A 22,201-nucleotide genomic window follows, 5' to 3' on the forward strand; every position below is an offset into this window, starting at 1 on the left:
GACAGATGATTGCAAGATAAATAATTTTATAAAGAAGAAAAAACCCGAACTAATTCGAATTCTAACTAAAGAATTCTGAATCAAAGTTCGGGTTTTTCTTTAAATAAACCAATTTTATCCAAGGATCTATTATGTTTTCTAGCAGTTAAGAAAAGCTGTCTTACTATATTTGCAACCAGCGCTGACACTGAAAAGACTTGGTAACAGTCCAAGTTTTCTATAGATTCTTCATATAACCCAAACAGCTGAAAAATAGATTCGAAAAAACCGGGCAAAATAGAGGCCCGGTTTTTCTAATTAAACAGCTTGCCGTTTATTCTTCTGAAGTTTCGCTAATGAAAACACTGCTACAACTAATAGGGCAGTTGTTAAAATAAGTGTCCATGCGCTTCCGGTGATACCGGCAACGATAAATCCTACAAAGGAAACAATCCCATTAAGCAAGGCATATGGAAACTGTGTTTTCACGTGATCGATATGGTCAGCTCCTGCCCCTGTCGAGGAAAGCAAGGTAGTGTCGGAAATCGGTGACGTATGGTCACCAAACATTCCGCCTGAAAGAATTGCACCGATACAGACAAGTAAGTGTGCATCCAGTGCAAATGCCATTGGGATAGCAATTGGGAGCATAATTGCGAATGTTCCCCACGATGTTCCGGAGGCAAGAGACATAATAAGACCTACAACAAATAATAGTGCAGGAATAATGAATACTGGAAGATTGCCATCGATGATTTCCACAATATACATTGCCGTACCCATTTCACTGATGATTGTGCCCAGGGCCCATGCAAGGATGAGTGTGACAGCAACATAGGCCATACGCTGCATCCCGGATGTATAAATATCAAAAATCGCGTTGAAGCTTTTAATCTTATAGACAAGCATCAAGATAATGATTGTTACTGCTGCAAATAGGTATGCAGTTGTCAATGAAATTCTGAAATCACTGCCTGCAACTTGTTCGAACGGGAATCCGAAAGAGATCATCAATCCGAATAAAGTTGTAAACAAGACCAATAGTGGCAGCCAAATCAGGATGGCTTTCGATCCTTCTGTATATTTCGCATTTTCATCAGGTTTCCGAAGTGGTTTGGACTCAGGCCAGTATAGTTCACCTGTCTCCTGAATTCGTCTTTCTGCCGTTGCCATCGGTCCAAAATCCAAATTTGTCATCGTAATGAGTGGTACCATGATGATCGCCATGATGGCATAAAATTGGAAAGGAATGACCTGGACAAGCGTATCAAATTCAGATGCGGTAATATTCAGCAGATCGAATTCATTTCGAATCAATCCCATGATATAGACTCCCCAACCGATGAAAGGAATCAGGACAGCAACTGGAGATGAGGTGGAATCAATGATCCACGCCAGTTTCTCCCTTGAGATCTTCAATTTATCAAAAACTTTTTCAAAAACAGGTCCAACGATCAGTGGCGTACCTAAATCAGAGAAAAAGATAATAATGCCGCCAATCCATGCAGACATTTGCGCTTTTGCGCGCGTATTGATGTATTTGATCGCGTTATAAGCAAGCGCTGCTCCCCCGCCCGAATTTTCCATCAGCGCAACAAATCCACCAATGAAGAATAATAATACGATGATCCCTGCATTATATCCATCTGACAGCTGTGGATAGATATAGTTGCCGATGGTCGACATCGTTGCTTCCAGTGGATTTCCTCCTACTATAATCAATACACCGATAAATACACCTGAAAATAAAGAAATAATAACATTCTTAGTAATGATTGCTAAAATAACTGCTACAATCGGCGGAATTAATGATATGAGTCCCATGTGTTCCAAAATAGTCTCTCTCCTTCTTTGTCAAACAATAATGTATATTTATGCACTTTAATGTAAAAATATACACTTGAGTATACTACGGTTTTATTGCTTTGTAAATAATATTTTTAACTTTATATATCAAAGTGATTAATAGTTGAAGAATTGCTTACCGCACATCTTCTTTTATTATATTCGACAAATTCCGCCAAAAAACGGGGAGTGACAGGCACTAGTTTGCAACTTCTCTGTAAAGGGTATTTTTTCTTTTGGGAGGGGATTTGCGTGGCGGCGATAACACATATTGGACTGGCTGTTCCTGATATTGAGAAGGCAATTGAATGGTATGAGGAAGTACTTGGTTTCAAATTAATAGCGGGACCCTATTCATTTAATGCAGAAAAGGAAGATAGGCGCAATATGACGAATGATTTGCTGGGCGGTCATATCAAAAAGATGAGAAATGCCCATCTGACGTCAGATAATCAGGTAGGGATCGAGCTGTTTGAAATTCAGGATCCAACGATGGAAAAAAGCGATAACAGGAATTATGATGGCTTTTTTCACATATGCCTGATAGCAGATGATATTGAAAAACTGGCTGACGAAATAGATTCTTCTGGAGGGAAGAAGCGGAGTGATATATGGAATACATGGAAAGGAAAACCATACTATCTTATCTACTGTGAAGATCCGTACGGCAATATTATTGAACTGTACAGCCACAGTACAGAAACGATGTATGTTAATAAAGATTAATAATTTATATAACGTAGAAAAAAGTTAGAATTGCGTGATAAAATAGGTATAGCAATAAAAAACAGGGAATAAAAAAGCAATTCTATCAGTGAGTATGATAACAAACAAGGTTTCTGAGAGTTTACACAGATTGAAAATGGAGGGGATTTTATGGGGAAAGTTCGAAAAGCCATTATTCCGGCTGCCGGAATGGGAACGCGGTTTTTACCTGCGACAAAAGCGATGCCCAAGGAGATGCTTCCTATCGTTGATAGACCGACAATTGAATATGTCGTACAGGAGGCGATTGAATCCGGTATAGAAGATATTATTATTGTCACTGGTAAAGGAAAACGGGCAATAGAAGACCATTTTGACAATAATTTTGAGCTTGAAAATAATTTAATGAAAAAAGAGAAGTATGATTTGCTGGAGAAAATAAACAAGTCGGCAAATGTGGAAATCCACTACATAAGGCAGAAGGAAGCGAAGGGACTTGGCCATGCGGTATGGTGTGCAAGAAAGTTTATCGGCAACGAACCTTTTGCAGTACTGCTTGGTGATGACATTGTCCAAGCTGAAAAGCCTTGTTTGAAACAGCTGATCGAACAATACGAAGAAACCCGTTCATCCATTATCGGTGTTCAAAGAGTTGCCGATGAAGATACACATCGGTATGGAATCATTGATCCCAAAACAACCCAGGGCCAACGTTATCAGGTTAGTAATTTTGTTGAAAAGCCTGAACAAGGGACTGCTCCATCAAATCTGGCAATTATGGGACGTTACATTTTAACTCCAGAGATTTTTGATTTTCTAGGCAAGCAGGAAACCGGTACAGGTGGAGAAATACAATTGACAGATGCTATCCAGAAACTAAATGAGCATCAAACTGTCTTTGCTTACGATTTTGACGGTAAGAGGTATGATGTGGGTGAAAAACTCGGGTTCATACGGACTACTATAGAGTTTGCCTTAAATAATGAAGAGATTGGTGAAGATGTCCGCAAAATACTGAAAGAGCTTGTGTTAGACAAAGAGGTTGTTAAAGAGTAGTACGGACATCGGAAGTTATCCGATAATTTTCGACAAATTTCGGGAAGTGACAGGCACTCTAGGAGGGGTAAGGATGAATATTTCAGTGGTTGGAACTGGCTATGTTGGGCTTGTGACAGGTGTGAGTCTATCGGAAATAGGCCATACCGTAACATGCATAGATATCGATGAAGTAAAAGTCGAGAAAATGAAGAAGGGAATTTCACCTATTTATGAACCTGGTTTGAATGACATGATGAAGCAAAATATCGAGAGGGACCGTTTATTTTTTACAACCTCCCATAAAACCGGTTTTAAGGATGCCGATGTTATCTATATCGCTGTAGGCACTCCTGAAAATACGGAAGGGGCTGCAGACCTGACATATGTGATGCAGGCAGCGAAGGATATCGCTGTGAATGTAACAAAGGATGCTGTCGTGGCGACTAAAAGTACGGTGCCTGTAGGAACAAACGATAAAATCAGGCAGACGATCAATCGGCATCTAAAAAACGATGTAAAAATTGACGTTGTATCCAATCCCGAATTCTTAAGGGAAGGTTCAGCCATTTACGATTCCTTTAACGGGGACCGCATTGTCATTGGGACAGATAGTGAAGAAGCGGCAAATATCATGGAAGAAATCAATAAACCGTTTGGTGTTCCGGTCTATAAAACAGATATCCGCAGTGCTGAAATGATTAAATATGCATCGAATGCATTCTTGGCCACGAAAATCAGCTTCATTAATGAAATTGCCAATATTTGCGAGCTTGTTGATGCAAACGTTGATCAAGTGGCAGCCGGAGTAGGTATGGACCAGCGGATTGGAAACCAGTTCCTGAAAGCGGGAATTGGCTATGGAGGTTCTTGTTTTCCGAAAGACACAAAAGCGCTTATTAAAATTGCTGGAAATGTAGATTACCATTTTGAACTGTTGAAAGGGGTCGTCCATGTTAACACCAAACAACAGGCACTTCTGGTCGAAAAATTAAACGAGCGCTTTTCATCTCTGGAAGGAAAGCGCGTTGCCGTCCTCGGACTGGCCTTTAAGCCGAACACCGATGACATGCGGGAAGCGGCGTCTCTGATCGTTACAGAAAAATTGATCGAACAAGGTGCAAATGTGGTCGGCTATGATCCAATTGCTGCAGACAATGCGCGCAGGTTGTTAAGCGAAAAAATGCACTATGCAGACAGCGTGGAAGAAGCCATAAAAGACAGTGATATCGTACTGATTTTGACAGAATGGGATGAAATCAGAAATGTCGATCTCAATGTTTTTCATACAATGAATATGCCACTGATTTTTGATGGAAGAAACTGTTTCGATTTACAGGGAATGAAAGCTCAAGGAATTGAATATCATTCGGTTGGCCGCCCACCGGTTTTGAGAAACGAGGATGTGCTGCTAGCCGACTAGTTAAAAATCTTTTAGGAAGGGAACGATTTCAGTACGAATAAGTATTTTGAAATCAAAAATGAACATCCCGTAGTTCCGATGAAAGATTCAGGAACTGCTGTGACAGAGGAACGGCTGTAAAGAGAATTGAAATGGGGGGTTCTGCCCTGTCCCTCAATTTCCCCGATTCGTCAAGAGTGACAGGCCCGCTTCCTGCTGCAAAATGTTTTCACCATAGGATTCCGGTGGTATAATAAGAACCTATGGTAGAAAGGATTGGTTTTGTGAATACATTTTCAGTCATAAAAGTACTCAACAATAATGTACTGATTGCAGCAGATACCGAAGGCCAGGAAGTGGTGCTCATAGGCAAAGGCATTGGTTTCAACAGCAAAAAAAATGACCCCATTGCCAAGGAAACCGTCGAAAAGCTGTTTGTGCTCCGAAATGAAAATGAGCAGGAGAACTATAAAAAACTGGTTAATGATATAGATGAAGATACACTGAATGCAATTGTATCGGGGGTTGAGATTATTAAAAAGAGATCCCAATCCATGCTTAATGAAAGTGTCCATGTAGCGCTGACAGACCATATTGTATTTGCAATTACACGTTTGCTGAAAGGCATGGCAATACGCAATCCGTTTTTGCTGGAAACGAAAGCGCTTTACCCTGGAGAATATGAAATTGCCGCTGAAGTAGTTGATTTCATTAACCAGTCACTGGATATCAATTTGCCGGAGGGAGAAGTCGGCTTTATTGCTCTGCATGTGCACAGTGCAATCACAGATTCCACTTTATCGGAGATTAACAGATATTCCCAGCTTGTCACTAAACTAATTGGAGTTATCGAGGAACAGTTTCGTATGGAAATAGACCGTGAAAGTATCGATTATATTCGTCTTATTAGACATCTTCGCTATACAATTGAAAGAGTGATGAACGATGAAAGGCTGGAAGAACCAAAAAAGATCGCAGACCTGTTGAAAAAAGAATATCCATCATGCTATAATCTTTCGTGGAAGCTTGTTAAAATCATGCAGCAGACGTTGAAAAAACAAGTTTATGACGCCGAGGCTGTATATCTGACGATGCACCTTCAGCGTTTAAGTGAAAAAATCGAAACGTATTGACAAGAGTGCAATTTTAATAAAATATATATCTCTTACGTGTTACTGATTCGATCAGGCATGAGTAGAGACATGTAAAAGTGGTATCAGGGCATAATAATGTGCACCTGTATCTTTTTTCGTGTTCTCTGTTCATGCCTTTTTTCGTTGTTTTAAACAAATGAATGCTGCAAATAATATTGATAAAGGAGAATTTCTTATGTTTAAAAAAGCTTTTGGTGTACTGCAAAAAATCGGTAAAGCACTGATGCTGCCAGTGGCACTTTTACCTGCTGCCGGTCTGTTGCTTGGGTTTGGTAATGCTGCCCAGCAGGAAACGATGATCGGCTATCTGCCATTTTTACAGACTGAATGGATTCAGCTTCTGGCAACCGTAATGGAAGATGCAGGGGGCGTTATTTTTGATAATCTGCCACTTATATTTGCCATTGGTGTTGCGATAGGACTTGCCAGTGACGGCGCGGCAGGACTTGCTGCACTTGTTGGTTATCTTGTGTTGAATCAGGTAATGGGTTCCTGGATGGGCGTTACCCCGGATATGGTTGCTGAGGACCCCGGATTTGCATCGGTTTTAGGTATTCAGACATTGCAAACCGGTGTATTTGGAGGGATCATAGCCGGGCTTATTGCGGCATACTGTTTTAATCGGTTCCACGATATAGAAATGCCTTCCTTCTTAGGATTCTTTGCCGGAAAGCGGTTTGTACCGATTGTAACTGCCGCATTGTCGTTTGTGGTTGGTCTTTTATTGATGATTGTATGGCCGCCAGTACAGGAGGCAATGAATGCTGCATCCTACTGGCTGATTGAAGAAGGCACATATATCGCTGTATTTATGTTTGGCTTTGTTAAGCGTCTATTGATTCCATTCGGATTGCATCATATTTTTCATGCGCCATTCTGGTATGAATTTGGTTCTTATACAAGTGCTGCCGGAGAATTGGTACGTGGGGATATGACAATCTTTTTCCAGCAATTGAAAGATGGCGTGGAAATTACTGCTGGTAACTTTATGGCTGGGGAATATCCGATTATGATGTTCGGTCTGCCGGCAGCGGCACTTGCAATGTACCATACAGCCCGTCCGGAAAAGAAAAAACTTGTTGCAGGATTACTCGGTTCTGGAGCACTGACATCTTTTCTGACAGGTATCACAGAACCACTTGAATTTTCATTCTTATTCGTTTCACCAGTATTATTCTTTATCCACGCAGTGTTGGATGGTCTCTCATTCGTACTTATGACATTTCTTGGTGTCAATATCGGTTACACGTTCTCGGGCGGCGCGATCGACTTTATGCTGTTTGGTATTTTACCGGGAAGAGAACCATGGTGGATTGCAATCCTTCTTGGACTCGTATTTGCGATACTTTACTACATTATTTTCCGATTCTTTATCAAAAAGTTCAACTTGATGACGCCAGGTCGTGAAGAGACAGTTGAAGCAGAAGAAAAAGAAGGCAAAAAAGCGGGAAATGGAGATCTTGCTTATAATGTACTTGAAGCGATGGGTGGACAGGAAAATATCGCACATTTGGATGCTTGTATCACTCGTCTGCGTGTCTCCGTCAATTCTATAAGTGATGTAAATAAAGCTGAATTGAAGAACTTAGGCGCAGCCGGTGTTCTTGAAGTAGGAGACAATATCCAGGCGATATTCGGTCCCCGTTCAGAAATCATCAAAGGACAAATGCAGGATATCATTTCCGGTAAAAAACCTCGACCAGCTGCCAAAGTGGATCAGCAGGAAGAAATACAGCAACAGATTGAGGACGTAAATCCGGAAGCATTACGTAACGAGGAACATAAGGGTGCAGAAGAAGTTATTTTCTCCCCGTTAAAAGGTAAAATTGTACCGATTACCGAGGTCCCCGACGAAGTGTTTGCAGGAAAGATGATGGGTGACGGCTTTGCGATTGACCCTTCTGAAGGGCTTGTTGTTTCCCCTGTCAACGGAAAAATCATCAATGTTTTCCCGACGAAGCATGCTATCGGAATTCAATCTGAACGAGGGAAAGAAATCCTGATTCATGTGGGTCTTGATACGGTTAACCTAAAAGGTGAAGGTTTCGAATTGCTTATTGAAGAAGGACAGGAAGTGAAAGCTGGACAGCCATTGCTAAAAGCCGACTTGTCCTATATTAGTAAACATGCCAAATCAACGATAACGCCAATTGTTTTCACCAATTTAGGCGAAGCTGAGAAGATTGTCTTCAAAAAAGAAGGCAATGTAGAAAGGGAAGATGATCTAGCAGAAATAGAATAGATATTCTTCGTTTACAAAAGCTATTCGTACGTCATGGTAATTTTAAATCATGACGGTACGGATAGCTTTTTATATTTTGTAACTATAGCCTCAATTTTTTTTGCTGATTGTTCATTCGTCCAGTAATATTCCAGTATTTAGCTAATGAACATGTCTGAGGTGTTCTTGACTTTTTTAAAGAAATACTATAAATTTTAATATATTGTCGTGAATTGTCGAATTATGCAAAAAATAGGATAGTTAATAATTTACGTACATAGCTTGGCTGGGGGAGTAACATATTCAGAAAAGTCTCAAGTATTTTCGCAAAGTGAAGGATCACCTTAAGAGAAACTATCTCATCGAGGAAAGAATGGAGGATTTTTATTGGAAACGAAGGAAAAAAATGGGTTTATGGATAAATTTTTAAACAAGATAGAAGTGTGGGGCAACAAATTGCCCGATCCTATCGTAATTTTCATCTTTTTAATGGGAGTTATTCTCGCATCTTCTTTTATTGCCTCATTATTCAATCTAAAAGCAACTAACCCCGCTACGGGAGAAGTGGTAGAAGCAGTGAACCTGCTATCCGGTGATGGATTGATCCTCATCGTCACGGAAAGCATCAATAATTTCAGTGCATTTCCACCACTTGGTATGGTGCTCGTAGTGATGCTGGGTATCGGGATCGCTGAAAAGACTGGTTATTTTGAAACAGCGATGAGACGTGTTATTGAAATTTCACCACGCAAATTAATTATTCCTGCAATCATTTTGGTCGGTATTATCGGTAATGTCGCCGGTGATGCTGCACCAGTTATTCTCCCGCCAATTGCCGCTATGGTTATGATCAGACTTGGTTACCATCCTTTTGCAGGTCTTGTAATGGCATATGGTGCAACACTTGGTGCATTTTCGGCCAACTTTATTATCGGAATGACGGACGCCCTGGCATTTGGCTTTACAGAACCTGCCGCACAGCTTGTTGATCCAAGCTACACAGGGAACGTTGCGATGAACTATTATTTTATCGCTGCTTCTGCTGTTCTATTGCTTATTGTGACGTATTTTATTACTACTAAAGTAACGATTCCTCGTCTAGGCAGCTACAAAGGTGAGGCAATCAATGAAAAGGCAGTGGGGGAAAGGGAAATCAAAGCACTTCGCTGGGCTAATATTTCCTTGTTGATTACTGCTGCGGTCATTTTGTCATTGGTAATCCCTGAAAACGGGATATTACGTAATCCAGAAACGAACTCTATCATTAACAATTCTCCATTCATGGATGGGGTCGTATTTCTTATAACAATTTTATTCTTTGTACCTGGCCTTGTTTATGGCTTGAAGGCAAAGACGATCAAGAACACGAAAGATTTTGGCGCAGTATTGAGTGATTCGATGTCAACAATGGGAAGCTATATTGTTCTCGTCTTTTTCGCAGCACAAATGCTTGCCTACTTTAGCTGGAGTAATCTTGGGCCGATTATAGCCATAAATGGTGCAGATCTGCTTCAAGCAATGAACTTTACTGGAATACCTTTGATTATTTGCTTCATCTTGCTTGCTGGTATGATTAATTTACTTATCGGAAGTGCCTCGGCAAAATGGGCTATCCTTGCACCGGTATTTATTCCGCTATTTATGTTTTTAGGGTATGACCCGGCATTTACGCAAATGCTTTATCGAATTGGAGATTCTTTCACAAATCCGATTACACCGATGCTGCCATATTTGCCATTATTATTAGCGTTTGCGAAACGATATGATAAAAATGCGGGGATAGGAACTTTGATTTCCAATTTACTCCCTTATTCTATTGCATTCTTTATCATCTGGACATTATTTATAATCGTTTGGTACCTGATTGGGCTGCCAGTAGGTCCAGGGGGGCCAATCTTCTTGTCATAGAAGCAACAGGAGTTTGACCTGCGATAGCTGCGATTTATAAATTAAACAATCAGTTAATATTTTTAAAGGGGTTATGAAGCATGGACATAAATAAACAAATAGAAGAAATAATGCCAAAAGTGATTGACTGGCGCAGAACAATGCATCAGCACCCGGAGGTATCTTTTGAAGAACATTGGACAAGCCAGTACATCGAAGAACAACTCCGTGAACTGGGCAATGTTGAAATTTCAAGACCGACAAAAACGAGTGTTCTTGGCATTATAAAAGGTAAAAATCCCGGAAAGAAAATTGGTTTGCGAGCAGACATTGATGCACTTCCAATCCAGGAAGAACGGGATGAGCTTGCGTTCAAGTCAAAAAATGATGGCGTCATGCATGCTTGTGGTCATGATGGACATGCGTCGATTCTTCTTGGAGCCGCTAGTGTGCTTTCAAAAAACACGGATTTATTGAGTGGTGAAATTTATTTGATTTTCCAGCATGCAGAAGAGCTTCCACCAGGTGGGGCGCAGGAAATGGTCGCAACCGGTATGTTTGATGATCTGGATTTTGTGTATGGACAGCATTTATTCACACCGATTCCTGTTGGACAAATCGGAATCACAAAAGGGCCAATCACATCCAATTCAGACACGTATGACCTTGTTATCAAAGGAAAAGGCGGGCATGCCGCACTGCCGGATAGCACAATTGATCCAATTATTGTCGGGAACCAGATTATCAGCCAGTTCCAGACGATTGTATCGAGAATAACCTCCCCATTGGATTCTGTAGTTATTTCAACGACGACTTTCCATGCTGGTACAGCGAAGAACATCATTCCTGATACTGCTGTAATTGGAGGAAGTGTCCGTACAATCAATGATGAAACAAGAGAATTGGTAAAGCGAAAAATGGGGGAAATCGCAGCCTCTGTCTGCGATTCCTATGGCGCTGATTGTGATTTCTCATTTAACTATGGGTATAGTGCTGTGGTCAATAATGAGGAGAAAACAGATCAAGTCCTGGATATTGCCACTGACTTATTCGGTGATCGTGTTTTCAATTACCCATTGACAATGGGGGGAGAAGATTTTTCCGCATTTTCCCGAATCATCCCAGCCACTTATATTTTCATTGGGGTAGGAAATGAAGAGAAAGATTTTGACTTCCCACACCACCATCCTAAATTCGGGATGGATGAAGATGGTTTCATCGACGGCGTAAAAATGATGGTCCACATCGCCATGGAAATGGGAAAATAGAGGTTCAAATAGAGGTGCCTGTCACTTCCCGAAATTTGTTGAAAACCGAACAGTGCCAGGCACCACCCGGATTTTGTCGAAAAAAAGGGCGAGTTCTAATTCATTTTAGAACTCGCCCTTTTCATGTTGTTCTGAATTATTATCCATCTCGTTTAAGCTCTTTTTCTTTCATCAGTAGTGGAGGTCTTGGTTCTTTGGCTGTTTGCTCTGGTTGTGCGTTTTTTTGGTGCCGGTTTTTTAGATGCTGATTGGCTTGATTTTGCAGCAGATCTCTTCGTAGCAGTGGAGGATTTTTCTTTTTGCTCATTCTCCTCCTGTGCCTCATTTTGATTATCTTGGTCTTCATAATCCTGCTGATCTTCCTGGTTTTCCGCTGTCATCCCCTCATCGCTTTCCTGCTCATTACCCATTGCACCTTCCATTTCATTCGAGTGCAGTTGTGAGCCATTTTCAGTGTCTTCATCTTCTTCATTGTCCTGGTCATCTGACTGTTTCTTCCTGCTTATTTTGTCTTTTAATCCCTTGGTTTTGTTCGTAGCGTTTTCTTTAATAGAATTGTATTTCTCCATTGTCGAATCACTAAGCTCTTTTGATTTGTCTACTGCTTTCTCCTTTGCACTGCCGACCTGATAAGTTATATCTCCACGAAGCTCTTTCCCGGATTTGGGTGCAAGGAACATGGTAGTGGCGACACCAAGCGCCCAACCGATTGCACCGCCTTTAATTACGTCTTTTTTTGTGTATACTTTATCAAGTACCTCTACATTGTCCTGTTCCTTATGGTTATTTTGCATTTCCTGCTTATTTTGTTCAACCATCATTAATTCCTCCTAGTAAAATTTTTGAATTATAATCTATGGTAAACGGCTATCATCAGCCATTTTACCTTCCAGTTTTTCCAGCCGTTCCAGCAGCATTTGATTCTCTTCCTTCAATTTATCCTGTTCCTGCATTGCTGCCTGGGAGTTGAGGTAGGGGTCTGTTTCCCACCAATCCATTCCGATTTCTTTTGCTTTATCGACAGATGCAACAATCAGTCTGATTTTAATGGACAGTAATTCCACATCTGCAATTCCTACCCGTATATCACCTGCAATGACAACACCTTTATCCAATACGGTTTCAAGAACGTCCACTAGACTACTGGATTGTGCTGTTGTCTGTGGGGAGTTTCCATTGGCCATGATTATCCTCCTTCAGGGGAAGGTCTCCTACAAAAATTATAGTAAATTCCCCAGTGGTCCCAAATCGATATTTAAATCCTCATCGGTAAAATTAAATATCTCTTTCAGTTCTTCCATCTTCAAATCCAAATTCATAAGCGCAACACCTAACTTTTCAATTTCTTCCTCCGTCAGGTTTCCACCGTCCACCCGGCGAATTGCCTGTCTCTCAACGAGCTGGCGTAACAGCTCGATAACGGTAAGAACCAGCTGGGCAAGCCCTTCTTCAGCACCTTCAGAATCAAGCTCAATGCGCCCGCTTTTTTCCGGGCGATGGTCCAAATTTGCGAATGATCCTGACTGGTTATTAAGATTGATGGATGACACGATCCAATTCCTCCTTTTCATAATCAAATTGTTTGGATGATAATTTCTCGGCAGTTTTCTTATTCGATTCTATCAATGTCTCAACGGATGAAATCAAAACCCGTAAATCGAGATAGACTAAATCAATTCCTGCGACGGAGAGGATCAGGTCGCCTTTGATTGCCACACCTTTATCAAGCACCACATCCAGTATATCAATGAGGCCGACTTCCTTATTTTCAAACTCCTGTCTCTGTGACATGTGTATCCTCCAAACTAGCTGATCTTGGCGAAATGGTAGGATGGCCATGGTCCAGTAACTTCTATTTGCCAGCCCGATTCCGTCCATTTCTCCTGTAGCTTTTTAATAACGGATATGAAATCCTCGACTGCAGATTTCTCAAGCAGATAGACACTGTTCCAGCACATTTCTTCTACACGGCCAGTAACATCCTTATTCCAATTCTTCTTCACTTCGTTATCAACACTCAATGCTGCCAATTCATCATGGATCTTTTCTGAAAAGGTCTGTTTTTCTTTTTCCGCTTCCTGATCGATCAATTGGTTTAATTTTCTTTTCTCCAAATACTGCCGGCCTGGCGACATAGATGCGATTTCCTCTTTTTTTGTCTCGATTGTTTCATTGTGGCCTGCCACCGCATCTTTAACCTTGTCTGCTTCACAATAGATTTTCATTATCCATTCTTCTTTATCTGTGATGCCATCAAGCAATTCGATCATGTTAGGCTTATGTGAATCAATCGTATTTTTCAGGCTTTCGGCTCCGGAATAGATGGTACCGAACTTCATTGGGATGATGGGATATTTCTCATAAAGCTTCATCAATGCTTCATGGTGATGAAATGCTTTTTGATGAAGCCAATTTGCATCATTTGTTTTCTTCTCGAGTTCCTTTTCACCGTATTCGGCAGCGTCCAGCTCGCAGACAACCGCTTCGATTTCTCCAAAAGGAATACTGTAGACCTCCGATTCCCCATCCAGGCCTTTTAAAGAGGGGAGGGGAGACGAATCATTTTCCTCAGCAGGTATGATCCCATATAAATAAATTAATTTTTCCATGGTTTGTTCCTCACCTTTTACCTTTGGTTAGTTCATTGATTTGTTCCATTTCCCGCTTTTTGGCAATTTCATATCGGAGTAACAATTCTGCCTCCGATTGCTTGTAGGATTCTTCATCGATTTCCTCAAGCTCATACATCATCTGCAAATGAATTAATTTCTTCTGGATATGCTCCAGGTCATAAAACTCTTTTTCCACTTCCTCCTGAACCTTTTCCCCAATTCTTACAATCAGATTGATAGGCGAAGTGAAAATTTTGTGAATCATGTGGAGGGCTCCTCAACCTTCAATTTAATATTGATAAAGTTATATGCCGGCCATGGACCCGTGTATTTGAAGTCCACTTTATCCTGCCAGCTGTCATGGAGTTCATTTACCTTCTCATCGAATTCCGCTTCCTTCCCGCGGTCAATGAGGTAGGCTGCATTCAGAAGCATTTTTTCGCCAATGGGATCATTGATTTGATCTGCTTCGGCAAGAGGTGTTAATGCATCATGGATATCTGTCTGGATGTCATTCTGCAGAGCTTGAAAGAAGTTTTTCGCCATTTCCCCAAGCTGAATCCTGTCAAAATAGCCGGCAGCCTCCGATTTGGAATGTACCACCTGTTTTTTCTTCATGACCTCTTCGTTTTGGTTGATGTTTTTCTCCAGCCAATCCTTCTTGCCGACAACTTTCAAGCCAACTTCGATTTTCCCTTTAATTTGCGGAAATATCTTCTCCAATTGTGGATAGAGACTTTCGGCTAGTGCCACCACATCCTCTTCACTGTGGAACATATTACCGAAACTGATTGGAACGACCGTATCCGCCGTTTCCATTACCTTTGAAAGCACCTGCTGATGCATCATCAGGTTGTCTTTGCTTGGATGATAGATCTTCATCGGAACGTTGGTGACGACCATTGCGGCGTCTTTATAATGGACCGTATAGACTTCTCTGTCCTCTCCTTCAAAATGTACAGTTCCAAACGATTGCTCTTGGTCTGTTTGTATCCCGCAAAAAACATAAATTCCTTGTTCCTCACTCATGTTAGTCACCCCACTGTTATTTTTTTGCATTCCTGTATGAGCTGTCTTTTCACCCGATGTTTATGTTTGTCATCTACACATGTCTGAAGGGGAAACCATGTGATGTCAAAACAGAGCTGATTAAACTCCTCATTTGATCCATCAACCGGAATATCATAACGATTTACCAATTCAGCAATCATGATGGAAGCTCTCAGTGACGGACCTTGAAAGTCCTGTCCGGAATGGCAAAGCTTCCTGATCTTCATCATAAATTCAACAATTGCTTCCGCTTTTTCCCGTTCAATCGATGTCTTATTGATCACGGCTGTAATTTCCGCCTCCTGCTCCAGGGATCCGAGCGTCAGTGTCACCATCCGGTCAAGCAGGGCATCCTGAGACTCGTAGACTCCGGCATACTCGACAGGGTTACTTGTGAAAATGACGGAAAAATCCGGATGGACATTGATATATGATTTTTTCTGCTTCGTTCCATAGAGAGGCAAAATCTTCTCTTCCAGAATCGGCAGAAAAATGTTATTTGCCTCTGGCTGGGAGCGGGTAAACTCATCATAAACAAGGGTATAGCCTTTTTTGACTGCTTCAAGGAGCCGTCCATCTGACCAGGATTCCGTTACATTTTCCTCGATTTTATGGACGCTTCGTACGTAATTGTCTTTTAATTTTCGCCGCTTATAGCCTGAAAACGCACCAATCAGATCTTCTGTGGAAAGATCTTTATTCCCGTTGATCAGCATCACTGGCCGTTTTCTCTTTTTGGCAATATGAAGGGCGAGTGTTGTTTTCCCAATGCCTGAAGGTCCTGTGAAATGAAGCGGATAGCCAGTTTCAAGGTATCGCAATGACCGTTTGATGATGCCTTTATAGTAGGATGATTGTTCATATAAGCTTGTCTGGTTTTCCTCTGCATGTTCGGTCATGTTTGATCCTCCTGTCCATCTATGCCTGTTCCTCCAAATCACTTCGGTACCTGAGGCTTATTCTTGAAAAGCCGGTAACCTCGGAATCGGCATCAAGAAAAACCTCATACAGGCCAATCATTTGATCGTTGGCGTATTTTTTCATATATTCTTTTTCCTCTATTACTTCGACTAGTGCCCGCCATCCATTCTCAGCGTTATCCTCGTGCTTTTTTACGGAAATAATTTTATGTGGAGGGGCGATATTTTCATTGAAGAACTGTTTTACTTCCTCCATAACTTTCATATGTTCCACTTCCTTCATGGTTTGTTGTAAGTATGGGAGGAATCAGGATCTGTTGCACCTGATTCCAGTCTGTGACTTATGCTTCTTCCTCTTCATATTCCAGACTGTCTGACCGTGCAGACAATCGGTCTGACAGGCCATCCTCCTCGAAATCATCCTGCAGCAGACCAACAGCCTCCGCATATCGCAGCCATGTATCCACACTGGCAATCACCACGCGTGCTTCAACGGTGATCAGTTCAATTCCCACTACAGAAACTCTCGCAAATGCATCAATGACAATCCCTTTGTCAAGTATTCGGTCAATAACCTCCGCCAAACTTGAACTATCGGTTGATTTTTGAATAGCCATGTAAACATGCTCCTTTCTGGTTGTTAAGTTTTATATTTAGGAAATGGTTACGCTCTTTTCAAGTCTGAATGATGCTTAATACTTCCTGGACCTTTTATATTTGTAGAGCTTTTTATGGAAGTGGCGCTTTTAATGTGACGCACTCCTTTTATCTGATTTACACCTCGTATACCTGATTCTGAATTCGTTCTTTTTTTCATGTTCCTTTGGAAATCCTGGCCGCTTTCCTTTACCCCAGCCACTTTATCTCTTACTTGCATGAGGGTGTTTTGCATTCTGTCTTCTACTTTTTCTGCATTGGCGTGAACCTTTTCGGCATTTTCATCTTTCTTTTTCCGAAGCTTTTCAGCAGCCTCATTCGCTTTCGATTGAATTCCTTCCGTCAAGTGATTGCGGAATTGATCCGCCATTTCTTCCTTCAATTCTGATTCTACCGATTCTTTAAGTTCTGTTGGGTCATCTGCCCGCTTGATTATATTTTTGACTCTCGGCAGTGCATGGCCCAGGCCTTTTCGAATTTTTGGAAACAATAGTGGTGCGGTAGTAGCCACAAACGTAATTCCGCCAGCAAGGACAGATGCTTGTACACCAGGATTATCAGCTATTTTTTTAGGTGCTTCCATAGGTAACCTCCTTGAAGGAATCCAGGGTGTATACGCCCTTTGCAAGTAGATACCCTCCCAATTTTTTTGAGAAACTGGTTATTTTAACCTGCTATGGATGATTATGAGAGAATGTAACAAGGAAAATGCACTAAAAACAGGATACACAGGAGATTAAGGGAGGCAGTATTACAAACATTACAGTTTTATTAAAGGTGCCTGTCACTTCCCGAATTGTGTCGAATATTATTTAGAATTGTATGTGCTTGGGTTGGTACATCTGATTTTCTGTCGTGTAGTGAAAACTCCGGGCTTCTATGTTGTTGCCACCACTTTGGAAATGTCATTCTCCGGTTTTTCGCTTAAATAGCCGACATTTAATAGAATTTTTCAAGAAAATGAGATTAATAGGGAGATTTTGTGAGCATTTGGCAGTAAATACGCATCAAATCAATGCTATAGTGTTATAAGCACTAATAGCATGTTTGCCTGTAAGCAAGCAAAATGATAATCTATAATGGAGTTCATAGTGATTGTGAAACACTTCACAATATTTAATCGTTTTTATTTAAAACTTAATAATGGGAAAGGAAGTTGGTATTTATGAGATCTGGGGAATTTGCAGATCGCAAAGTAGTCGAAGAGAGCAGTGATGATTATTCACTAGAAAGGATCCCTCGAGACAAAAGGAATATGGGTTGGTTAAGTATTACAAACATTACTTTCGGTATAGCTACTGCTATTTTTTATTTGCAAATGGGGAGTGTCATGGCTCTTCAATTCGGTGCAGTAAATGCAATCATTTCAGCCGTTTACGCTATTATTGTTGCTGGTATACTTGGAACAATTATTGCCTACCTATCCGCTAAAACCGGTATGAACGTTAATTTATTATCGAGAGGTGGAGGGTTTGGATATATCGGTGCCTCATTAACATCCTTAATTTACGCATCAAACTTTATCATGTACTGTGCTTTTGAAGGAATGATATTGGTTGCTGCAATCAATGCATTTTTCCCCTCTATTCCAGTATGGCTATTAATAATAGTATTTGGAACAATCATCATCCCGCTAAACTGGTTCGGAATTAAACAATTGGATAAATTACAAAAATGGTCATTACCGCTTTTCGGTATTTTTTTAGTTGCAGCAATTTTAGTGGCACTCAATACGCCATCCGTGTATGAGGGAAGTTTTTGGAGCTATATGCCTGAGGGAGTTCAAATGGGAGGAACTGCTCTGCTTCTTTGTATTGGAATGCAGCACGGTATTATGGGTCTTACTGCACTAATTGCTTCGGATTATGCAAGATATCTTAAACCGAAAGACATTAAGTTTGGTTCAGTAATAATCGGATTTCTCCCGCAAATTTTCTGTTTCGGTGTCATGGGCGGCCTGGGAATATGGTTTGGTGTTCGTTTAGGTGAAGGAAATCCTGGTATCTATATTGTATTTCTTCTGGGACTGGGTGGAGCAATTTTCACATTGCTTACTCAAATAAGAATTAATATCACTAATATATACAGCAGCTCACTGTCCTTATCGAACTTCTTTGAGAATGTCTTTAATTTTAAACCTGGAAGACGTTTTTGGGTTGTTGTGGCAGGAATTATAGCAATATTATTAATGCTTGGTGGCATCGTCGATCATTTAGGTACAGCGATGACATTCCAAGGGGTGTTTCTCTTAACTTGGGCAGCAATCCTTGTTACAGATGCATTGGTTGTTAAAAGACTTATGAAAACTGGGCCTGGTTATTATGAATCAAGACAGCAATATTTGTTCAAATGGAATCCGGTAGGTGTTGTGCCACTACTTGTATCCAGTGCACTTGGTACCATCGCTGCACTAGGATTCATGGGAACATTCCTGCAAAGTACTGCCGCATTCTTCGCCGCATTTCTTGCAGCAATACTAACTATTGTTTTTGCAAAAATTACAGACGGAAAATACTATATTAAAGAACACAAAGAAGACATACCAAAACAAGACTACATCGCTTAATGGTGCCTGTCACTCCCCGAAATATGTGGAAAAATATAGTGAAACATAATGAAAAAGCATCCCAGCTGACTGATATTGGTCAGCTAGGATGCTTTTCTTTTCAAAGGGGTGCCTGTCACTCCCCGAATTTTGTCGAAATTATTTTAGGATTTTATTACCAGTCTTCGATATAAAATATTCTTGTATCCCTCACTGATTCTCCGTTTTCGGCTGCTGCTTCAAAAGTTACGACATGGAATTTTTCCCTTAGTGGTTCTTGTACCTGTACGGACATGGTAGATTGGTCAGAATCGAATTGGGCTTCATATTCTATTCCATCTACAACAACATGAAGACTACTTTCCTCAATTTTTACATCATTGGCAGTTTTGATCTCTGCTGTAAGAAGGGGGGTGGTGCTGTCCAGCATTTCACCCATCTCGAATGCAGCGTCGATTGCCAAATCAGTGGTGTTGCCATTATTGTAAGGTACGAGTTCCGCTGCTTTTTCCACATCCATAAGCAGTCGCAGCGTATTTTTACCAAGGATTTTTTCTATGTCCTCATTGGAGTAGCCTCTATTTAAAAGTTCGTCCGTGATTTTTGGAAGGTCAGTGACATCTTGTATATCTGCTGGCATGTCAGAACCGTCAAAGTCTGAGCCAAGTGCAACATGGTCGATGCCAATCAGATTTACGACATACTCAATATGATCGACAACATCTTCTGCATATGCCTCAGGTTCGTCTGTTAAAAATGCCGGGTAAAAGACAATCCCTACGACACCGTTATTTTCTTTAATTGCCTTCAGTTGCTCATCTGTTAAATTGCGTTGATGGTCATGCAACGCATTGACACCGGAATGTGTGGCCATAATAGGGGCTCCAGTAACTTCCATGACATCCCAGAAGGTACTTTCGGCCATATGGGAAACATCGATAACCATTCCTAATTTGTTCATTTCCTTGGCAACAGCAGCTCCAAGCTCTGTTAATCCGCCCTGTGAAGGAGTTTTTTCCGGGTCACCATAGACGCGGTTGGCACCTTCCCCAAGCGCGTTGGAGTAATTCCAATTAAACCCGACAGCTTTTATACCCAAGTCATGGTATTGGTGAAGCAGTTCGATTGCATTGTGTTCCTCCAGGGAATAACCACCTTCAATTGTAGGGACTGCTGCGATTTCTCCTCTTCTTATTGACTCGATAATATCCAATGTATTTGACGTGATTTGCAATTGATCTGCATTGTTTTTTTCTGTCCAATAAAGAGCGTTGATCATTGCCAATGTACGGCTGATGCTGCGAGGGTTATTGCCATGATAGCCGGATGTATAAGCAGCGAAAAATATTGCGTCGAGGCCGCCTTCCTGAAGCTTTGGTATATCGATATTCAGGGAGGTATCCTCGCCAATGTTCACTTCCGGAAGCCAAGAATCCTCGTTGATGATATGCATCATTGTGTCTGCGTGCCCATCAATTACGGTAGAGTCAAAATGGATATCACCGGTAATCTGATCTTTCCGCTCTGGTGAATAAAAGGTATTGACCAGCTTCTCAATCTCGGGTATCGGATTAGGCGAGCTTAAGAGTAAAGAAACAATCATCCAAAATACCGAAAAAGCCACATTAACCCCTCCCTTTTTTTAACGGTGCCTGTCACTTCCCGGAATTTGTCGAAAAATATTATGCTCCGCAGCATTTTTTAAACTTCTTGCCGCTGCCGCAGATACATGGATCATTCCGACCGATTCCTTTGCTTTTTGCTTCTTCCGCAATATGTTTCTTCTTTTCCAATTCCCAATAACTATCCGTCTCGACGATGTCTTGCTTCCATTCCGCTAGACGTGGATGATCGATTTTGTTTATTACACAAATTGGGTAAAGGACCTCTGCTAAGTGGACTATTGCAGCATCAAAGCCATCTTCCAGCATCTGTTCGAGCTTTGGTATTGCCTTCGTAGAGAGCTGGAGGCAAAGTGATTCGGCTATTAATGTTTTCGTAGTTATATCTTTTTCTTTATCAAAATAACGCAGCAATATTTCTTCAGCTGCCGGATGTTTAATGCTAGCAACAATATCAAGGGCGCCGATGGCAGTAGCTTCATTATCAATATATTTCTCCACTGCCTCAAGGACACCCACACTGCCAATTTTGATTAAAGCAGCTACAACTTCTTCGATCAACAGGTCTTCTTCTGCCCGGACCAATAGTACTGCCAGGTCCTGTATGAGGGGGGAAGCTTTTTGTTCACCAGCTACATAGGCATTATATATAGCATTCATGGACATGTATTCTTCATCAGACTCATTTTCAAAGGCATGTCTAATGTCCTTGAAATTCTCCTGATCGTATTCACCGCGCTCAATAAGTTCCTGAAAGATTCGTTTTCCGTAAAGGTAGTTATCATCATCAAACTTACGCTCGAGGCGATTCATCACTTGACCGGCCTCCATAAAGAGGGACTCTGTATCTAATGATTGCAATTTAGTGATCTTAGCCATCTTCGTCTTTTTGACATATGGCGTCAGTTTTTCTTGATATGCTGCAAAAAGATCTGTTGGACAGTAATCTAAAATAGATAGATACCATTTATGGTTCTCGTCTTTTTTATCCAGACGCTTTAAAACTTCCAGGAGTACTTTCTCTGTAACCGGAAGATTCCTTGTGTACGGTACAATCGGGTTTACGTTGGAATCAGGAGTGAGCTTGTCCATTGCCTGTAAAGCCAGCAAAAATGTGTGCTCCGTACCTAAATAAGCGCGATCAATAGCTTCCAATACAAAATCCCGTACATGTTTATCATCACTTATAATAAAAGGCTCCACTTTTTCTAAGAAATTCATCCAAAAAACCTCACTTTTCCCTTCATTGTACAGAAGAAAAAGTGCCTGTCACTTCCCGGAATTTGTCGAAAACCGAAC

General features: G+C 41.1%; 22 protein-coding genes. 8 read left to right on the forward strand and 14 right to left on the reverse strand.

Going from position 1 to position 22,201, the window contains the following annotated elements:
- Positions 1-297: 297 nt before the first annotated feature.
- The gene (locus A4245_RS04345) at positions 298-1,803 is read right to left on the reverse strand and encodes a Na+/H+ antiporter NhaC family protein (RefSeq protein WP_157087662.1); all 1,506 of its coding nucleotides are present in this window, start codon (positions 1,801-1,803) and stop codon (positions 298-300) included.
- A gap of 273 nt (positions 1,804-2,076) precedes the next feature.
- On the opposite strand from A4245_RS04345, the gene A4245_RS04350 reads away from it, so the two are divergent.
- The 7 genes from A4245_RS04350 (at position 2,077) to A4245_RS04380 (ending at position 11,496) form a co-directional block, all read left to right on the forward strand.
- Positions 2,077-2,550: a VOC family protein gene (locus A4245_RS04350; RefSeq protein WP_067726034.1), complete on the forward strand. Its 474-nt coding sequence runs from the start codon at positions 2,077-2,079 to the stop codon at positions 2,548-2,550.
- 150 nt (positions 2,551-2,700) lie between these two features.
- Positions 2,701-3,585 (forward strand): UTP--glucose-1-phosphate uridylyltransferase GalU, encoded by an 885-nt coding sequence (gene galU, locus A4245_RS04355; RefSeq protein ID WP_067726036.1) that lies wholly within the window; start codon positions 2,701-2,703, stop codon positions 3,583-3,585.
- 73 nt (positions 3,586-3,658) lie between these two features.
- Complete coding sequence (locus A4245_RS04360) at positions 3,659-4,987, forward strand: UDP-glucose dehydrogenase family protein (protein WP_067726038.1); 1,329 nt, start codon at positions 3,659-3,661, stop codon at positions 4,985-4,987.
- Between the two features lie 263 nt (positions 4,988-5,250).
- Positions 5,251-6,099, forward strand: a complete 849-nt coding sequence (gene glcT / locus A4245_RS04365; RefSeq protein WP_067726285.1) for a glucose PTS transporter transcription antiterminator GlcT — start codon at positions 5,251-5,253, stop codon at positions 6,097-6,099.
- Positions 6,100-6,295: 196 nt separating this feature from the next.
- Entirely contained in the window at positions 6,296-8,362 is a 2,067-nt protein-coding gene (gene ptsG / locus A4245_RS04370) for a glucose-specific PTS transporter subunit IIBC (RefSeq protein ID WP_067726040.1), read from the forward strand.
- 393 nt (positions 8,363-8,755) lie between these two features.
- Positions 8,756-10,249, forward strand: coding sequence for an AbgT family transporter (locus A4245_RS04375; RefSeq protein ID WP_067726286.1), 1,494 nt, complete (start codon positions 8,756-8,758; stop codon positions 10,247-10,249).
- Between the two features lie 80 nt (positions 10,250-10,329).
- Complete coding sequence (locus A4245_RS04380) at positions 10,330-11,496, forward strand: M20 metallopeptidase family protein (RefSeq protein ID WP_067726042.1); 1,167 nt, start codon at positions 10,330-10,332, stop codon at positions 11,494-11,496.
- 152 nt (positions 11,497-11,648) lie between these two features.
- On the opposite strand, the gene A4245_RS04385 is transcribed toward A4245_RS04380, so the two are convergent.
- The 11 genes from A4245_RS04385 to gvpQ are packed head-to-tail and all read right to left on the reverse strand — an operon-like array spanning position 11,649 to position 17,318.
- On the reverse strand, positions 11,649-12,314 hold the full coding sequence (locus tag A4245_RS04385) for a YtxH domain-containing protein (protein WP_067726044.1): 666 nt from the start codon (positions 12,312-12,314) through the stop codon (positions 11,649-11,651).
- Between the two features lie 36 nt (positions 12,315-12,350).
- The gene (gene gvpJ / locus A4245_RS04390; protein ID WP_067726046.1) at positions 12,351-12,680 is read right to left on the reverse strand and encodes a gas vesicle protein; all 330 of its coding nucleotides are present in this window, start codon (positions 12,678-12,680) and stop codon (positions 12,351-12,353) included.
- Between the two features lie 36 nt (positions 12,681-12,716).
- Positions 12,717-13,001: a gas vesicle protein K gene (locus tag A4245_RS04395; protein ID WP_067726288.1), complete on the reverse strand. Its 285-nt coding sequence runs from the start codon at positions 12,999-13,001 to the stop codon at positions 12,717-12,719.
- Positions 13,002-13,026: 25 nt separating this feature from the next.
- The gene (locus A4245_RS04400) at positions 13,027-13,287 is read right to left on the reverse strand and encodes a gas vesicle protein (protein WP_067726048.1); all 261 of its coding nucleotides are present in this window, start codon (positions 13,285-13,287) and stop codon (positions 13,027-13,029) included.
- Between the two features lie 14 nt (positions 13,288-13,301).
- Positions 13,302-14,105 carry a GvpL/GvpF family gas vesicle protein gene (locus A4245_RS04405; RefSeq protein WP_067726050.1) on the reverse strand — a complete coding sequence of 268 codons (804 nt, stop codon included), beginning with the start codon at positions 14,103-14,105 and terminating at the stop codon, positions 13,302-13,304.
- Positions 14,106-14,115: 10 nt separating this feature from the next.
- A complete protein-coding gene (locus A4245_RS04410) occupies positions 14,116-14,373 on the reverse strand; it encodes a gas vesicle protein GvpG (protein WP_067726052.1) in 258 nt (85 codons plus the stop codon).
- Positions 14,370-15,137 carry a GvpL/GvpF family gas vesicle protein gene (locus A4245_RS04415; protein WP_067726054.1) on the reverse strand — a complete coding sequence of 256 codons (768 nt, stop codon included), beginning with the start codon at positions 15,135-15,137 and terminating at the stop codon, positions 14,370-14,372. Before A4245_RS04415 ends, A4245_RS04410 begins: the two co-directional genes overlap by 4 nt.
- Before the next feature lie 5 nt (positions 15,138-15,142).
- Positions 15,143-16,057 (reverse strand): gas vesicle protein GvpN, encoded by a 915-nt coding sequence (gene gvpN / locus A4245_RS04420; RefSeq protein WP_067726056.1) that lies wholly within the window; start codon positions 16,055-16,057, stop codon positions 15,143-15,145.
- 19 nt (positions 16,058-16,076) lie between these two features.
- The gene (gene gvpO, locus A4245_RS04425) at positions 16,077-16,361 is read right to left on the reverse strand and encodes a gas vesicle protein GvpO (protein ID WP_267886893.1); all 285 of its coding nucleotides are present in this window, start codon (positions 16,359-16,361) and stop codon (positions 16,077-16,079) included.
- Positions 16,362-16,419: 58 nt separating this feature from the next.
- Positions 16,420-16,695, reverse strand: a complete 276-nt coding sequence (gvpA, locus tag A4245_RS04430; RefSeq protein ID WP_067726060.1) for a gas vesicle structural protein GvpA — start codon at positions 16,693-16,695, stop codon at positions 16,420-16,422.
- A gap of 47 nt (positions 16,696-16,742) precedes the next feature.
- Positions 16,743-17,318 carry a gas vesicle protein GvpQ gene (gene gvpQ / locus A4245_RS04435; RefSeq protein WP_067726061.1) on the reverse strand — a complete coding sequence of 192 codons (576 nt, stop codon included), beginning with the start codon at positions 17,316-17,318 and terminating at the stop codon, positions 16,743-16,745.
- A gap of 582 nt (positions 17,319-17,900) precedes the next feature.
- Between gvpQ and A4245_RS04440 the strand changes: the two genes are divergently transcribed.
- Complete coding sequence (locus A4245_RS04440; RefSeq protein ID WP_067726063.1) at positions 17,901-19,301, forward strand: purine-cytosine permease family protein; 1,401 nt, start codon at positions 17,901-17,903, stop codon at positions 19,299-19,301.
- Positions 19,302-19,455: 154 nt separating this feature from the next.
- Here the strand turns inward: A4245_RS04440 and A4245_RS04445 are convergent, their stop codons facing one another.
- The gene (locus tag A4245_RS04445) at positions 19,456-20,904 is read right to left on the reverse strand and encodes a dipeptidase (RefSeq protein WP_067726065.1); all 1,449 of its coding nucleotides are present in this window, start codon (positions 20,902-20,904) and stop codon (positions 19,456-19,458) included.
- 58 nt (positions 20,905-20,962) lie between these two features.
- Positions 20,963-22,123: an SEC-C metal-binding domain-containing protein gene (locus A4245_RS20025; protein ID WP_067726067.1), complete on the reverse strand. Its 1,161-nt coding sequence runs from the start codon at positions 22,121-22,123 to the stop codon at positions 20,963-20,965.
- Between the last annotated feature and the right edge of the window lie 78 nt (positions 22,124-22,201).

The sequence above is a fragment of the Oceanobacillus damuensis genome, from assembly GCF_001618145.1.
Classification (GTDB): domain Bacteria; phylum Bacillota; class Bacilli; order Bacillales; family Amphibacillaceae; genus Oceanobacillus; species Oceanobacillus damuensis.

Excerpts from the sequence above, each read along its gene's own strand:
- A4245_RS04345 (WP_157087662.1), bottom strand. The coding sequence starts at position 1,803 with ATGGGACTCATATCATTAATTCCGCCGATTGTAGCAGTTATTTTAGCA.
- galU (WP_067726036.1), top strand. The coding sequence starts at position 2,701 with ATGGGGAAAGTTCGAAAAGCCATTATTCCGGCTGCCGGAATGGGAACG.
- A4245_RS04360 (WP_067726038.1), top strand. The coding sequence starts at position 3,659 with ATGAATATTTCAGTGGTTGGAACTGGCTATGTTGGGCTTGTGACAGGT.
- ptsG (WP_067726040.1), top strand. The coding sequence starts at position 6,296 with ATGTTTAAAAAAGCTTTTGGTGTACTGCAAAAAATCGGTAAAGCACTG.
- A4245_RS04375 (WP_067726286.1), top strand. The coding sequence starts at position 8,756 with ATGGATAAATTTTTAAACAAGATAGAAGTGTGGGGCAACAAATTGCCC.
- A4245_RS04380 (WP_067726042.1), top strand. The coding sequence starts at position 10,330 with ATGGACATAAATAAACAAATAGAAGAAATAATGCCAAAAGTGATTGAC.
- A4245_RS04385 (WP_067726044.1), bottom strand. The coding sequence starts at position 12,314 with ATGGTTGAACAAAATAAGCAGGAAATGCAAAATAACCATAAGGAACAG.
- gvpJ (WP_067726046.1), bottom strand. The coding sequence starts at position 12,680 with ATGGCCAATGGAAACTCCCCACAGACAACAGCACAATCCAGTAGTCTA.
- A4245_RS04400 (WP_067726048.1), bottom strand. The coding sequence starts at position 13,287 with ATGTCACAGAGACAGGAGTTTGAAAATAAGGAAGTCGGCCTCATTGAT.
- A4245_RS04405 (WP_067726050.1), bottom strand. The coding sequence starts at position 14,105 with ATGGAAAAATTAATTTATTTATATGGGATCATACCTGCTGAGGAAAAT.
- A4245_RS04410 (WP_067726052.1), bottom strand. The coding sequence starts at position 14,373 with ATGATTCACAAAATTTTCACTTCGCCTATCAATCTGATTGTAAGAATT.
- A4245_RS04415 (WP_067726054.1), bottom strand. The coding sequence starts at position 15,137 with ATGAGTGAGGAACAAGGAATTTATGTTTTTTGCGGGATACAAACAGAC.
- gvpN (WP_067726056.1), bottom strand. The coding sequence starts at position 16,057 with ATGACCGAACATGCAGAGGAAAACCAGACAAGCTTATATGAACAATCA.
- gvpO (WP_267886893.1), bottom strand. The coding sequence starts at position 16,361 with ATGAAGGAAGTGGAACATATGAAAGTTATGGAGGAAGTAAAACAGTTC.
- gvpA (WP_067726060.1), bottom strand. The coding sequence starts at position 16,695 with ATGGCTATTCAAAAATCAACCGATAGTTCAAGTTTGGCGGAGGTTATT.
- gvpQ (WP_067726061.1), bottom strand. The coding sequence starts at position 17,318 with ATGGAAGCACCTAAAAAAATAGCTGATAATCCTGGTGTACAAGCATCT.
- A4245_RS04440 (WP_067726063.1), top strand. The coding sequence starts at position 17,901 with ATGAGATCTGGGGAATTTGCAGATCGCAAAGTAGTCGAAGAGAGCAGT.
- A4245_RS20025 (WP_067726067.1), bottom strand. The coding sequence starts at position 22,123 with ATGAATTTCTTAGAAAAAGTGGAGCCTTTTATTATAAGTGATGATAAA.